Genomic DNA, 12,652 nt, shown 5'->3' with positions numbered 1-12,652 from the left:
GGCTGATTACCCTACTTTGACCATGTGCGGTTGCGTGGAGCGCTCGGTGGTCGGCAGGTGATCGAGGTCACGGCTGACCAGCAGCAGGACTTCTGCCGAGGCATCTGACACTTGCGCCTTGTAACCCGCGATGGAGCGGGCGAAGACGTTGTAGATCACAACAGCAGGAATCGCCGCAACCAGACCCAGTGCGGTGGCCAGCAGGGCTTCGGCGATGCCGGGGGCGACGACGGCGAGGTTGGTGGTCTGGGTTTTGGCGATGCCGATGAAGCTGTTCATGATGCCCCACACGGTGCCGAACAAACCCACGAACGGCGCGGTGGAACCGATGGTGGCGAGGACGCCGGTGCCGCTGCTCATGTTGCGACCGCAGGCGGCTACCAAACGCTCGAGACGGAACGCAACACGTTCCTTGATGCCTTCTTTTTCGCGGCTGTTGACCGACAAACGCATCTCTTCCAGGGCGTCATGCACCAGCAGGTTGGCGAGGGTGCCTTGCTGGGTGGCGGTCACGCTGGCTTCTTTGAGGGTGGTGGCTTTTTTCAGGTGGACGATTTCGCTGCGCAGACGACGCTTGGCGCCCATCAGCTCGAAACCCTTGGCGATCCAGATGGTCCAGGTGATGATCGAGGCGATGGCCAGACCGATCATGACGATTTTCACGATAATGTCTGCGTTCTGGTACATGCCCCAAGGCGACAGGTCGTGGGCCATGCCCAGCGAGTTTTCCTCTTCTTGGGGGGCGTTCATCTTCTTCGCCGCTTCGCCGAACTCGGCTAATGCTTTTTGTACTTCCGGAGGCAGGGACGAAGTATCGACGCTACCGTCAGGATTTCTCGGTACGTCAGGTGTTGCTTGAACCGAAGGCTCATGGGCGGCGGGTGCCGAGGCTTCATCTGCGAAGGTAGCGACCGGTGCAAGCAACAGGGTAAGCAGCAGGGCGGCCACTGCGCTCCAGGCGCGAGGTCGTTTGGTTGGCGAAGCGAGGGATTGATTGCGTGTCATGCTGGCCGGACCTGAGAGAGAAAATAGGGTAAATGTTCTTCCAGGCCTCGTAAGGCCGAGAACAAAAGTGGCTGGCATTATTGCAATTAATTCTTGTTAACAAAAGTAATAGAGTCTCTTTTTTTCCTTCATTGCTAGCCGCTCGTCCTTTGCCGGCGCTAGTCTGTGCCTTTCTGATGGGAGTTTTCTGATGTCTGCGCCTTCTGTTTTGATTGCCGGCTGTGGTGATGTCGGCAGTCGTCTGGCTACGCAATTGGTGGCTTGCGGGTGGGAAGTTCATGGTCTGAGGCGTGACGTCTCACGCCTGCCCGAGGGGGTCATTGGCGTTGCCGGCGACTTGTTCAATAAGGACTGTCCTGAGACGTGGCCCATCGGTGCGGTGGATTACCTCGTGTATTGCGCGGCCGCTACCGATCACGATGAAGCCGGTTACCGCGCTGCCTATGTCGAGGGCTTGCAGCATGTACTGGAATGGCTGAACGACTACGGGCAGGTGCCCAATCGTCTGCTGTTCGTTTCCAGCAGCAGTGTGTATGGCCAGCAGGGTGGCGAGTGGATCGACGAGACTTCGCCGACTATTGCCGAAGGTTATTCGGGCCGATTGATGCTGGAGGCTGAGCAAGTGGCGCTGCAGAGCGGCATCCCGGCCAGCATCGTGCGCTTGACCGGCATTTACGGCCCCGGCCGCGAATGGCTGCTGACTCAAGTGCGTCGCGGCTATCGCGTGGCCGTTGACCCGCCGCTGTATGGCAACCGCATTCACGCCGACGACGCGGCGGGCTTGATGGCGTTTTTGCTTGAAGCGGATCGACGCGGGGTGGCGCTGGATGACGTCTATATCGGCGTGGATGACGCGCCGGCGCCGTTGGCCGAAGTGGTGGGCTGGTTGCGCGAGTATCTGGGCGTGACTGAATGGGCTGACGATCAGAGCGTACGGCGTACGGGCAGCAAGCAGTGCAGTAATGCACGGGCGAAAGCCTTGGGCTGGTCCCCGAAGTACCCGACCTATCGTGAAGGCTACGCCGCCATTCTCGAAGGCCGCGGCTGACTTCCATACGCCCAAAACATGTGTAGGAGCGAGGCTTGCCCGCGAAGGCGATGTAACAGCCAATATAAATGTTGGAAGTTATGACGCCTTCGCGGGCAAGCCTCGCTCCTACAATTGGATTTTTGTTGGCTGTTAGGGCCGGGTTACTGCTTTTCCAGCAACCACTTGCGATCACCTGGCGTGAACTGAGGCATTTCATCCGCCTGAGCCGTGTTCACCGCCTGCAGAATCTCCAGTTCCTTGCCCTTGCGCGCAAAGATCCAGGTATTGCCCTGGCCGTTCACTTGCAGCCACATGTTGTCATTGCCGCCGCTCATCGATGCGCAATCGCCCGCCAGGCACAGGGCATAACGATCGGCACCCGGCAGGCCGGCAACCTGGCCATCGGCCTGGAATTGCACGGTATTGCCTTCGCCCGGGCCGTTGACGATTTTCCAGCTGCCGCCCATGTAGGCGGTGTACAGCGCGCGTTCGAAGCTCGCGCCAATCGGTGCGCCATCCGGGACCGGAATCAGCGCGCGGTCAAAGACCTGCTCCGGCTCGTTTTCGCTGGCAGCCTGGCTCAGTTGCTTGCCGTCACGCTTCAGTTCGCTGGCGGAGCTGCCATAAAAGTCGACTTTCCAGGCGTCGGACTCTTCGCCCAGCAACTTGCCTTCGACGTTTTCAAAACCGTTGGTGTAGCGGGCCTGGGCGGCCTTGGTGTTGACGTCCCATTCCAGGTTCGGGCCATAAGCCTGGAGCGCTTCACGCAGGGGGCCACCTTTGGACGCAGCGTCGATCGCCACCTGATTGATCCAGGTGCCGCTGATGTCACGATCGGCAGGGTTGCTGGCACAACCGCCCAAGAGTAGGGCGACCAGCGAGAGAGCTAGCGCATGGCGCATGGTGGAATCCTTTCAGAAACGAAGTCGACGCAACCTTGAAAGGCTGCGCCGGATGTATTACTCGATGACCAGAATGGCATCCATTTCAACCTGCGAACCCTTTGGCAGGGCAGCTACGCCGATGGCGGCGCGGGCAGGGTATGGCTGGTCAAAGTACTTGCCCATGATCTCGTTGACCTTGGCAAAGTGGCTCAGGTCGGTGAGGAAGATGTTCAGTTTGACGATGTCCTTGAACGAACCGCCAGCCGCTTCGGCCACAGCTTTGAGGTTCTCGAACACCTGGACGGTCTGGGCTTCGAAGCCTTCAACCAATTCCATGGTTTTTGGGTCCAGAGGAATCTGGCCCGACATGTAGACGGTGTTGCCAGCCTTGATCGCCTGGGAGTAAGTACCGATGGCGGCCGGGGCCTTATCGCTGGTGATAACAGTCTTGGTCATGAATGACTCCTTGTAATAGTGGGCTTAGGCGCGCATGCGGGTGATGCGAATCACCCCGGTCAACGCGCGCAGTTTCTTGATCACGCGGGCCAGGTGCACGCGGTCGTGCACGCTGACCACCAGTTGGACCACGCTGATGCGACCATCGCGTTCGTCCATGCTGATTTTCTCGATATTGCCGTCGGCCGCGTTGACGCTGCTGGCCAGCAGGGCGATCAGGCCGCGCTGATGTTCCAGTTCGACGCGCAGCTCGACGTTGAATTCGCCGGTGACATCCTTGGCCCACGAGAGCTGGATGCACTTTTCCGGGTTGTGACGGATTTCGCTGATGTTGCGGCAGTTGTCCAGGTGCACGACCATGCCTTTGCCGGCGGACAAGTGACCGACAATCGGGTCGCCCGGAATCGGTGTGCAGCACTTGGCGTAGCTGAGGACCAGGCCTTCGGTGCCGCGAATCGCCAGCGGGCCTTCCGGACTTGGCAGCTGTTCGCCTTCGCCCAACAGGCGGCGGGCGACCACGTAGGCCATGCGATTGCCCAGGCCGATGTCTTCCAGCAAATCTTCGATCAGTTCGAGACGGTATTCGGCGAGCATCGCCTTGACGCGATCGGCTGCTACTTTTTCCAGTGAACTGTCGAAACCGTTGAGCACTTTGTTCAGCAGGCGTTCGCCGAGGCTGATGGATTCGGAGCGGCGTTGCAGTTTCAGCGCATGGCGGATGTGGGTCCGCGCCTTGCCGGTGACCACGAAGTTGAGCCACGCCGGGTTTGGCCGCGCGCCGGGAGCGCTGACGATCTCGACCGTGGAGCCGCTTTGCAGCGGTTCGGACAGCGGTGCGAGACGACGATTGATCCGGCAGGCGATGCAGCTGTTGCCTACGTCGGTGTGCACCGCGTAAGCGAAGTCGACCGCCGTGGAGCCTTTGGGCAGCTCCATGATCCGGCCTTTGGGAGTGAACACGTAGACCTCGTCCGGGAACAGGTCGATTTTCACGCTCTCGATGAATTCCAGCGAGTTGCCCGCTCGTTGCTGCATTTCCAACACGCCTTTGACCCACTGGCGGGCACGGGCGTGAGTGCCTTTTGGCTGCTCGTCGCCGCTGGATTTGTACAGCCAATGGGCGGCGATGCCGTTGTTGGCCATCTCTTCCATTTCACGGGTGCGGATCTGAATCTCGATCGGTACACCGTGCATGCCGAACAGCGTGGTGTGCAGCGACTGGTAGCCGTTGGCCTTGGGGATCGCGATGTAATCCTTGAAGCGTCCCGGCAACGGTTTGTACAAATTGTGCACAGCACCCAGCACGCGGTAGCAGGTATCGACCTTGTCGACGATGATCCGGAACGCGTAGACGTCCATGATCTCGTTGAAGGCCCGACGCTTGCCGCGCATTTTCTTGTAGATGCCGTAGAGGTGTTTCTGACGACCGCTGACCTCGCCCTGGATGCCATCGATGGCCAGACAGTGGCTGAGGGATTCTTCGATCTTGTTGACGATTTCCTTGCGGTTGCCCCGGGCGCGTTTGACTGCCTGGTTGATCCGCGCGGAACGCATCGGGTGCATGGCCTTGAAGCCGAGGTCTTCGAACTCTATGCGGATGGCGTGCATGCCCAGCCGATTGGCGATGGGCGCATAGATTTCCAGGGTTTCCTTGGCAATCCGCCGGCGCTTTTCACCGGAGAGGACTTCCAGGGTGCGCATGTTGTGCAGGCGGTCGGCCAGCTTGACCAGGATCACGCGAATGTCGCGCGCCATGGCCATGGCCATTTTCTGGAAGTTTTCGGCTTGCGCTTCGGCCTTGGTCTCGAAGTTCATCTGGGTCAGTTTGCTGACCCCGTCGACCAGTTCGGCCACGGTTTCGCCGAACTGCGCTTGCAGCGCTTCCTTGGCAATACCGGTGTCTTCGATCACGTCATGCAGCATCGCCGCCATCAGGCTCTGATGGTCCATGTGCATGTCGGCAAGAATATTCGCCACGGCAAGAGGGTGCGTGACGTACGCCTCACCGCTACGGCGGCGTTGGCCGTCGTGAGCTTGTTCGGCGTAGAAGTACGCTCGGCGAACCAGGTTGACCTGGTCCTTGCCGAGGTAGGTCGATAAGCGATCGGCGAGGGCGTCTATGCTCGGCATGATAACTCCTGCCGTTCGCTGTGACCCCGCGCCGTGCTACGTCGACCAGGCATAGGCTTAGACGGCCTCGTTGGACTCGTCCTCGAACGCTGCGAACAGCGGTTCGTCTTCGACGATTTCAGCATTGGCGATGAACTCGTAGCTCATCAGGCCTTCGGCGATTTCACGCAAGGCTACAACGGTAGGCTTGTCGTTTTCCCACTGGACCAGTGGCTCTTTGCCGCCGGTGGCCAGTTGACGGGCACGCTTGGTGGACAGCATGACCAGTTCAAAACGGTTTTCCACGTGGTTCAGGCAGTCTTCAACGGTTACGCGGGCCATGGTATTCCTCGGAGCGAATGCAATATGCGCGCTGCCCGGGTGGGCGAGCGGACTCAACAGTTTAAAAAATCACCAGCGATTAGGGAAGCGCTGATTTTTTGACCAAGCCCTTCAACGCGCTGCAAGTGCCAATGTAAAGCCCTTGCAGCGGTTTTGGGAAGCGCTGTTTAGGACAGCAATTCAGCCAAAAGTTTTCCGTTACGCTGCTGCTGACGCTTCTGATGCAGCTGATTGGCACGGAAAATCGCCTGCAAATCCTTCAGCGCGTGGGCAAAATCGTCATTGATGATCAGGTAGTCGTAATCGACGTAGTGGCTCATTTCGCTGACAGCTTCACGCATCCGGCCTTCAATGACCTCGTCACTGTCCTGGCCGCGATTGTTCAGGCGCTGATGCAAGGCTTGCAGCGACGGCGGCAGAATGAAGATCGAACGGGCCTGGGGCATCAACTTGCGCACTTGCTCGGCACCCTGCCAGTCGATTTCCAGAATCAGGTCGTGGCCTTCGTCCAGGGTCTGCTGCAGGTGGCTTTGCGAAGTGCCGTAGAGGTTGCCGAACACTTCGGCGCGCTCAAGGAAATCCCCATGCTCGATCATCTTCACGAACTCGCCGCGTTCGACGAAGTGATAGTTCACGCCGTTCACTTCACCGGGGCGCATGGCGCGGGTGGTGTGGGAGACCGAGACACGGATCTCCTGATCAGCGTCGGTCAGGGCCTTGACCAGGCTGCTCTTGCCCGCGCCCGAAGGGGCGGAAATGATGTACAGGGTGCCGGTGCTGTGGGTCATGTCAGGGTTGCCTTACTCAATATTCTGCACTTGTTCGCGCATCTGCTCGATCAACACTTTGAGGTTGACCGCCGCCTGGGTGCTGCGCGGGTCGAAGGCTTTGGAGCCCAGTGTGTTGGCTTCGCGGTTGAGCTCCTGCATCAGGAAGTCCAGGCGCCGACCGGCAGCGCCGCCGGATTTGAGCACCCGGCGAACTTCAATGATGTGAGTGCTCAGGCGATCCAGTTCTTCGGCGACGTCGCTCTTTTGCGCGAGCATTACCATTTCCTGCTCCAGCCGCTGCGGGTCCATCTCGGCTTTCATGTCCGCAAAACGGTCGAGGACTTTCTGGCGCTGGGTGGCGAGCATCTGCGGGACCAGTTCGCGCAGGGTCACCACATCTTCTTCAATGGAGGTCAGGCGATCGTTGATCAGCCGGGCCAGCTCCGCGCCTTCGCGCTCGCGGCCGGCCTTGAGTTCCTTCAAGCCTTCGTTGAACAGCGCCAGTGCTTCGGCATTCAGGGCTTGCGGGTCGGTGGCGTCACCCACCAGCACGCCGGGCCAGGCCAGGACTTCCAGCGGGTTCAGCGCAGCCGGATTCTTGATCAGGCTGGCGATGGTCTCTGCGGCAGCGACCAATTGCGCGGCGCGCTCGCGGTCCACTTGCAGGGGTTTGTCGGTGTTTTCTTCGGTGAAGCGCAGGGTGCATTCGAGCTTGCCCCGGGAGATGCCCTGGCGCAGCGCTTCGCGGATCGCGCCTTCGAGGTCGCGGAACGACTCCGGCAGGCGCAGGTGGGGTTCCAGGTAACGGCTGTTGACCGAGCGCAGTTCCCAGCTCAGGGTGCCTTGGGCACCGGCTTTTTCAACGCGGGCGAAGGCGGTCATGCTGTGCACCATGGAGGTACCTCGCAATTCGGGTTTGCGTTACCAAAGGTTTCGCGAGACCCGATATCTGTGAATTAAAGCCGACAGGCAGCAAAGGCGCAGGATTGTAGCGCAGTGGGGCGGATGCGCCCAAACACACGGTGTGACAAAGGGCTGCAGGCCGTCGGTAAAGCGCTGTTCTAAGCTCTAGTGAGCGCCTTCAATCGTCGGGTGGATTTTTTAGAAGTGCCCAGTCTTGGCGCGCGGCTCTATAATGCTCGGCAGTTTTCCGTCCCCCGTACAGGTATTCCCTATGAAACGTCCAAGTGGTCGCGCTGCCGATCAGCTCCGCTCGATCCGCATTACCCGCAACTACACCAAACACGCCGAGGGATCTGTACTGGTCGAGTTCGGTGATACCAAAGTCATCTGCACCGTCAGCGTCGAGAACGGCGTGCCGCGTTTCCTCAAGGGGCAGGGCCAGGGCTGGTTGACCGCCGAATACGGCATGCTGCCGCGCGCCACCGGCGAGCGTAACCAGCGTGAAGCGAGCCGTGGCAAGCAAGGCGGCCGCACCCTGGAAATCCAGCGTCTGATCGGTCGTTCCCTGCGTGCTTCGCTGGACATGTCCAAGCTGGGCGACGTCACTCTGTACGTCGACTGCGATGTGATCCAGGCTGACGGTGGCACCCGCACCGCATCCATCACCGGCGCCATGGTTGCATTGGTCGACGCGTTGAAAGTGATCAAGAAGCGCGGCGGCCTGAAAGGCGGCGACCCGCTCAAGCAAATGATCGCTGCTGTTTCCGTTGGCATGTACCAGGGCGAGCCTGTACTCGACCTCGACTACCTGGAAGACTCGGCTGCCGAGACTGACCTGAACGTGGTGATGACCAGCACTGGCGGCTTTATCGAAGTCCAGGGCACCGCCGAAGGCGCGCCGTTCCAGCCGGAAGAGCTGAACGCTATGCTTGAACTGGCGAAGAAAGGCATGACCGAGATCTTCGAACTGCAAAAGGCCGCACTGGCCGACTGATCGGATGTTCCACGCAAGGAGGACACCATGAGTGACGAGCAGCAGCTACTTCCCATCCCGAGCAAAGAGGTTCGGCAGTGGGCAATGTTTTGTCACTTGTCCGCCTTGCTGGGGATCTGGATTCCGTTCGGTACGCTGATCGGCCCGCTGATCCTCTGGCAGATGAAGCGCGAGATGGACCCGTTTGTCGATGCGCAGGGCAAGGAGGCGCTGAACTTTCAGATCACCGTCGCTATTGCCTCCGCCATCTGCTTCCTGTTGATGGTGGTGATCGTCGGGTTCTTTCTGTTGGGTCTGGTGGCGATTGGTGCGTTGGTGTTGACGATCATCGGTGGTGTGAAAGCCAATGAGGGGGTGCCGTATCGGTATCCGTTCACCTGGCGGTTGATCAAATAAACACCGCGTCCCCTGTAGGGGCGAGGCTTGCCCGCGAACAGGTCGGCACATTCAGCATCCGTGTTGGCTGTTAGATCGCTTTCGCGGGCAAGCCTCGCTCCTACAGAAAATCATTGCGCACAAAAAAGCCGACAGCGATGTCGGCTTTTTTGTGTCTGCGAAAAGACGCTTAGATGGTCAGCGTCCAGTCGTAGTCCACGATCAGCGGTGCGTGTTGCGAGAACCGTGGCTGGCGTGGCAGGCGCGCGCTGCGAACAAAGCGGCGCAGGCCAGGGGTCAGCAACTGGTAGTCGAAACGCCAACCGAGGTTAAGCATTTCCGCCTGTTCGTTGTCCGGCCACCAGCTGTACTGGTCGCCTTCACGGCTGACTTCGCGCAGGGCGTCGACATAGCCCATGTTGCCGACAATCTCGTCCATCCAGGCACGTTCAGGTGCCAGGAAGCCCGGGGATTGCTGGCTGTCGCGCCAGTTCTTGATATCCAGCTTCTGTTGCGCCACGTACAGCGAGCCACAGTAAATGTACTCGCGACGTTTGCGTCGCTGTTTATCCAGATAACGGGCGAAATCGTCCATTAGCTTGAACTTCTGGTTCAAGTCTTCATCGCCGTTCTGCCCCGAAGGGAGCAGCAAGGTCGCGATGCTGACCTTGTCGAAATCGGCTTGCAGGTAGCGCCCGTAGCGGTCGGCCGTCTCGAAGCCGAGACCGCTGATGACTGCCTTCGGTTGCAACCGCGAATACAAAGCCACGCCACCCTGGGCGGGAACTTCGGCTTCGCAGGCATAAAGGAAGTAGCCATCCAGTTGGAAGGCTGGATCGTCCAGTTCAAAGGCGGAGGCGCGGGTGTCCTGCAGGCAGATGACGTCGGCATTCTGTGCTTGCAGCCAACTGAGCAAACCTCGCTCCACTGCAGCCTGAATACCATTGACGTTCACACTGATGATCCGCATAAATGGCCCCAAAAATCGCGTGCGTGTATGATACACGGCGTCAACCTAATTAGCTAAATCCGTTGTATTTGGGGTTTTTTTCATGCAAGCGTATCAGCGCGATTTCATTCGTTTTGCCATCGATCGCGGCGTTTTGCGCTTCGGCGAGTTCACCCTGAAGTCCGGGCGCACCAGTCCTTACTTCTTCAATGCCGGCCTGTTCAACTCGGGTTCGGCCCTTGCGCAGCTGGGTCGTTTCTACGCGGCAGCCATCGTCGAGAGCGGCATTTCGTTCGATGTATTGTTTGGTCCGGCGTACAAAGGCATCCCGCTGGCGGCGACCACTGCAGTGGCCCTGGCCGAACATCACGGCCGTGATTTGCCGTGGTGCTTCAACCGCAAGGAAGCCAAGGCCCACGGCGAAGGCGGCAGTCTCGTTGGCGCACCGTTGACCGGTGAAGTGTTGATCATCGACGACGTGATCACCGCTGGCACTGCCATCCGCGAGGTGATGCAGATCATCGCTTCCCAGGATGGCGCCAAGGCCAAGGGCGTGCTCATCGCCCTGAACCGTCAGGAGCGTGGCAACGGCGAGTTGTCGGCGATCCAGGAAGTGGAGCGTGACTTTGGCATTCCGGTGATCAGCATCGTGTCGCTGAATCAGGTGCTGGAATTCCTGGCGGATGATCCGCAGCTCAAGCAGCATTTGCCGGCAGTTGAAGCCTACCGAGCGCAGTTCGGCGTCTAAAAAAGGCCCTGTGAAAACAGGGCCTTTTTGTTAGTGCTGGTGTCGGGGAGGCTGTTACTCCCGCAGATGCAACGCACGCAACAAGGCATCAACCTGCCCAAAGGCGTCCTGTTGCCACTGATCCGGTGTGCGATCCCCAAGGATTTGGCTGTCTTCGACGAAACGTCTTACTGAAGTCGGGCCATAGCCCTTGACGATATCGAACTTTTCGCAGATGAACTGAAAACCCTGTTCGCCACTTCCCATTTCAAGTACGGGTCGACACTCTTCTGCAAGCGCTTCTATGCCCCCGGGATAATTACGAACGCAATAGTAGATGTCATACGCATCCTTCTGTTTATGCCGTCCGTTCAGGGCGTATCCCTTCATCGCAATCAGTGCTGGGATCGAGCACACAGCGACCTCTACACGATTGATGCCGCCTGTAGGCATCGGACCCTCAATTGCAACCATCTGATAGAAACGCATGGCCAAGTCGGCACCGTCTGCGCGTTGAACTGCAAAGTCGTTGAGAATGGGTGGCTTGTTTTGGATGATTTCGGCGTCGCGCGGCATCAAGAAATCCACGATCACATCTATCGCAGCTCCACCGTCCTGCACGGGAACCTGGCGAACGAGTTGGAATCGCCGAAGTTCCCCTCTTTGCTCGTACCCATTACCCATCAGTGCTTCGATCAGTGTCGCGTACTCGCCATCACCGAGAGCCTCTGCGTCGAGGCTCAAATCGACATCAAGGGTACCGACATGTTGCATATCGTCATTCGCAAGCAGAAGCCACGGCACCGCTCCACCGATCACTGCAAACTTGCCTCTGAAGGAACCAAGAATTTGACCCATTTCAACTAATACCGCCTTCACTGCAGTCGTCGTTCTGTCGTCATAATCTGAAGCGGATTGAGGCTCCTGAGGTACTAGCGGGGCCATGTCAATTTTTCCTGTCGTAGATACTCGGCGGCTTCCTTTCCTCGCTCTCCTGCTACCGATAGATCCAGATAGGTCTGAACTGGACTGGTGCATATGGCGCCCGGCGCGGCTTCAACGGTGTCCAGTAGAAGGCCTTCGTCCTTTGGCAAAGTGATCACTACGTTTTCTCCCTTTGATGCGGGAACCAACTGTAATGCTTCGACCAATGTATCTAGACCTTGAACGTCCGCATAAAAGTAGTTCGTGCTGACTCGAGCATAGGGCGCGAGCCATTGAGCGGCAGAAAATGAGGAAAAAAGCGCGTGTCCGCTGCTCCTTTCTCCAATAGCGTTGCGCACCGCATTTTCCAATGCGCTGCCATGTAAGGTGGTATAGAACTTTTTACGGTCCCCTGATGGAAGCTCATATGTTTCGACCCATGCATCCAAAAGAGCTTGAGGGTCGGATAGACATACACCCTCGTTTGTAGCTTTTGCCCATTCGCGATTCAGCAGCGCGGTGCGGACATTGCTGACTTGACCCAGACTCGCTCCGGCAGCTTCGGAAAGTTCCATCACCCGCCAGGCTCGGTCCGGTTCCCGAAGCATGATACGAATGATCTGAGCCGACTTTGGTTTGAAGAGAGACTTCAGCTCTCTGTTCTCCGAGGGAGGCTTGTCAGCAACTTGGTGGTCAATGAATACACCATCGAACGAAATCCAGGAATTGCCCTCCAGGTCCAGATACCCCACACCTTTTTCCCGACACGCTTGTCTGGCAACGGGTGAAAGATAAGGTGCGACCACGATAGGCGTAGCCTCTGTGTTCCGCTCGTTCACGTAGTCGCGAAGCTGAAGGATGGCTGCGTTTATGAACCTGGGCTGACCACTTGCTTTCACCTCGCAGACCAGAGAGTGCGATTTCCCTGACGTGTTTACCTCGACAATGAAGTCGGGAGTCCAGGCTTTTGAAAGCGGGACAGAGTTCAGGCTTTTAATGTCGAGGATCGGTATTTTACTCAAGAGGTTTCGCAGCGCATCCCTTGAGTGCATTTCGAGCTCTTTCATTGATTTGACCCTTTTCAACGAATGCTGAAAATAGCCATTCAGGTGAAATCTGTCGAGGATTTTCACTAAATATGGTGATTTCAGCATTCGTTGAAAACAGCGTTAACATTGAAATGT

General features: G+C 58.2%; 14 protein-coding genes. 4 read left to right on the top strand and 10 right to left on the bottom strand.

Annotated features, from left to right (window positions below):
• Positions 1-6 precede the first annotated feature (6 nt).
• Positions 7-1,005: a tonB-system energizer ExbB gene (exbB, locus tag ACIQV9_RS07655; protein WP_403099831.1), complete on the bottom strand. Its 999-nt coding sequence runs from the start codon at positions 1,003-1,005 to the stop codon at positions 7-9.
• A gap of 190 nt (positions 1,006-1,195) precedes the next feature.
• On the opposite strand from exbB, the gene ACIQV9_RS07650 reads away from it, so the two are divergent.
• The gene (locus tag ACIQV9_RS07650) at positions 1,196-2,053 is read left to right on the top strand and encodes an SDR family oxidoreductase (protein ID WP_403099829.1); all 858 of its coding nucleotides are present in this window, start codon (positions 1,196-1,198) and stop codon (positions 2,051-2,053) included.
• Between the two features lie 143 nt (positions 2,054-2,196).
• Here ACIQV9_RS07650 and ACIQV9_RS07645 read toward each other — a convergent pair whose 3' ends face one another.
• The 6 genes from ACIQV9_RS07645 to ACIQV9_RS07620 form a co-directional block, all read right to left on the bottom strand.
• Positions 2,197-2,937: a hypothetical protein gene (locus ACIQV9_RS07645; RefSeq protein ID WP_403099827.1), complete on the bottom strand. Its 741-nt coding sequence runs from the start codon at positions 2,935-2,937 to the stop codon at positions 2,197-2,199.
• Between the two features lie 57 nt (positions 2,938-2,994).
• A complete protein-coding gene (locus tag ACIQV9_RS07640) occupies positions 2,995-3,375 on the bottom strand; it encodes a RidA family protein (protein ID WP_003229509.1) in 381 nt (126 codons plus the stop codon).
• A gap of 24 nt (positions 3,376-3,399) precedes the next feature.
• Positions 3,400-5,505, bottom strand: coding sequence for a bifunctional GTP diphosphokinase/guanosine-3',5'-bis pyrophosphate 3'-pyrophosphohydrolase (gene spoT, locus ACIQV9_RS07635; RefSeq protein ID WP_403099825.1), 2,106 nt, complete (start codon positions 5,503-5,505; stop codon positions 3,400-3,402).
• 57 nt (positions 5,506-5,562) lie between these two features.
• On the bottom strand, positions 5,563-5,826 hold the full coding sequence (gene rpoZ / locus ACIQV9_RS07630; RefSeq protein ID WP_007894670.1) for a DNA-directed RNA polymerase subunit omega: 264 nt from the start codon (positions 5,824-5,826) through the stop codon (positions 5,563-5,565).
• 167 nt (positions 5,827-5,993) lie between these two features.
• Complete coding sequence (gene gmk, locus ACIQV9_RS07625) at positions 5,994-6,614, bottom strand: guanylate kinase (RefSeq protein ID WP_403099823.1); 621 nt, start codon at positions 6,612-6,614, stop codon at positions 5,994-5,996.
• A gap of 12 nt (positions 6,615-6,626) precedes the next feature.
• On the bottom strand, positions 6,627-7,490 hold the full coding sequence (locus ACIQV9_RS07620; RefSeq protein WP_403099821.1) for a YicC/YloC family endoribonuclease: 864 nt from the start codon (positions 7,488-7,490) through the stop codon (positions 6,627-6,629).
• Between the two features lie 280 nt (positions 7,491-7,770).
• On the opposite strand from ACIQV9_RS07620, the gene rph reads away from it, so the two are divergent.
• Both rph and ACIQV9_RS07610 read left to right on the top strand, forming a co-directional pair.
• A complete protein-coding gene (gene rph, locus ACIQV9_RS07615; protein ID WP_010465211.1) occupies positions 7,771-8,493 on the top strand; it encodes a ribonuclease PH in 723 nt (240 codons plus the stop codon).
• 27 nt (positions 8,494-8,520) lie between these two features.
• Positions 8,521-8,889 (top strand): DUF4870 domain-containing protein, encoded by a 369-nt coding sequence (locus tag ACIQV9_RS07610; RefSeq protein ID WP_094469980.1) that lies wholly within the window; start codon positions 8,521-8,523, stop codon positions 8,887-8,889.
• A gap of 169 nt (positions 8,890-9,058) precedes the next feature.
• On the opposite strand, the gene ACIQV9_RS07605 is transcribed toward ACIQV9_RS07610, so the two are convergent.
• Positions 9,059-9,838 (bottom strand): exodeoxyribonuclease III, encoded by a 780-nt coding sequence (locus ACIQV9_RS07605; RefSeq protein ID WP_007934608.1) that lies wholly within the window; start codon positions 9,836-9,838, stop codon positions 9,059-9,061.
• 82 nt (positions 9,839-9,920) lie between these two features.
• On the opposite strand from ACIQV9_RS07605, the gene pyrE reads away from it, so the two are divergent.
• Positions 9,921-10,565, top strand: coding sequence for an orotate phosphoribosyltransferase (gene pyrE / locus ACIQV9_RS07600; RefSeq protein WP_219094641.1), 645 nt, complete (start codon positions 9,921-9,923; stop codon positions 10,563-10,565).
• 54 nt (positions 10,566-10,619) lie between these two features.
• Here the strand turns inward: pyrE and ACIQV9_RS07595 are convergent, their stop codons facing one another.
• On the bottom strand, positions 10,620-11,489 hold the full coding sequence (locus ACIQV9_RS07595) for a hypothetical protein (RefSeq protein ID WP_403099819.1): 870 nt from the start codon (positions 11,487-11,489) through the stop codon (positions 10,620-10,622).
• The gene (locus tag ACIQV9_RS07590) at positions 11,477-12,535 is read right to left on the bottom strand and encodes a type IV toxin-antitoxin system AbiEi family antitoxin (protein ID WP_403099818.1); all 1,059 of its coding nucleotides are present in this window, start codon (positions 12,533-12,535) and stop codon (positions 11,477-11,479) included. The genes ACIQV9_RS07595 and ACIQV9_RS07590 overlap by 13 nt, the downstream gene beginning before the upstream one ends.
• Positions 12,536-12,652: the final 117 nt, after the last annotated feature.

Origin of the sequence: Pseudomonas sp. NPDC099000, from assembly GCF_044759925.1 — a bacterium.
Classification (GTDB): domain Bacteria; phylum Pseudomonadota; class Gammaproteobacteria; order Pseudomonadales; family Pseudomonadaceae; genus Aquipseudomonas.
The sequence above is the reverse complement of the archived record's forward strand: the minus strand, read 5'-3'. Positions and strand labels throughout refer to the sequence as shown.

Excerpts from the sequence above, each read along its gene's own strand:
- exbB (WP_403099831.1), bottom strand. The coding sequence starts at position 1,005 with ATGACACGCAATCAATCCCTCGCTTCGCCAACCAAACGACCTCGCGCC.
- ACIQV9_RS07650 (WP_403099829.1), top strand. The coding sequence starts at position 1,196 with ATGTCTGCGCCTTCTGTTTTGATTGCCGGCTGTGGTGATGTCGGCAGT.
- ACIQV9_RS07645 (WP_403099827.1), bottom strand. The coding sequence starts at position 2,937 with ATGCGCCATGCGCTAGCTCTCTCGCTGGTCGCCCTACTCTTGGGCGGT.
- ACIQV9_RS07640 (WP_003229509.1), bottom strand. The coding sequence starts at position 3,375 with ATGACCAAGACTGTTATCACCAGCGATAAGGCCCCGGCCGCCATCGGT.
- spoT (WP_403099825.1), bottom strand. The coding sequence starts at position 5,505 with ATGCCGAGCATAGACGCCCTCGCCGATCGCTTATCGACCTACCTCGGC.
- rpoZ (WP_007894670.1), bottom strand. The coding sequence starts at position 5,826 with ATGGCCCGCGTAACCGTTGAAGACTGCCTGAACCACGTGGAAAACCGT.
- gmk (WP_403099823.1), bottom strand. The coding sequence starts at position 6,614 with ATGACCCACAGCACCGGCACCCTGTACATCATTTCCGCCCCTTCGGGC.
- ACIQV9_RS07620 (WP_403099821.1), bottom strand. The coding sequence starts at position 7,490 with ATGGTGCACAGCATGACCGCCTTCGCCCGCGTTGAAAAAGCCGGTGCC.
- rph (WP_010465211.1), top strand. The coding sequence starts at position 7,771 with ATGAAACGTCCAAGTGGTCGCGCTGCCGATCAGCTCCGCTCGATCCGC.
- ACIQV9_RS07610 (WP_094469980.1), top strand. The coding sequence starts at position 8,521 with ATGAGTGACGAGCAGCAGCTACTTCCCATCCCGAGCAAAGAGGTTCGG.
- ACIQV9_RS07605 (WP_007934608.1), bottom strand. The coding sequence starts at position 9,838 with ATGCGGATCATCAGTGTGAACGTCAATGGTATTCAGGCTGCAGTGGAG.
- pyrE (WP_219094641.1), top strand. The coding sequence starts at position 9,921 with ATGCAAGCGTATCAGCGCGATTTCATTCGTTTTGCCATCGATCGCGGC.
- ACIQV9_RS07595 (WP_403099819.1), bottom strand. The coding sequence starts at position 11,489 with ATGGCCCCGCTAGTACCTCAGGAGCCTCAATCCGCTTCAGATTATGAC.
- ACIQV9_RS07590 (WP_403099818.1), bottom strand. The coding sequence starts at position 12,535 with ATGAAAGAGCTCGAAATGCACTCAAGGGATGCGCTGCGAAACCTCTTG.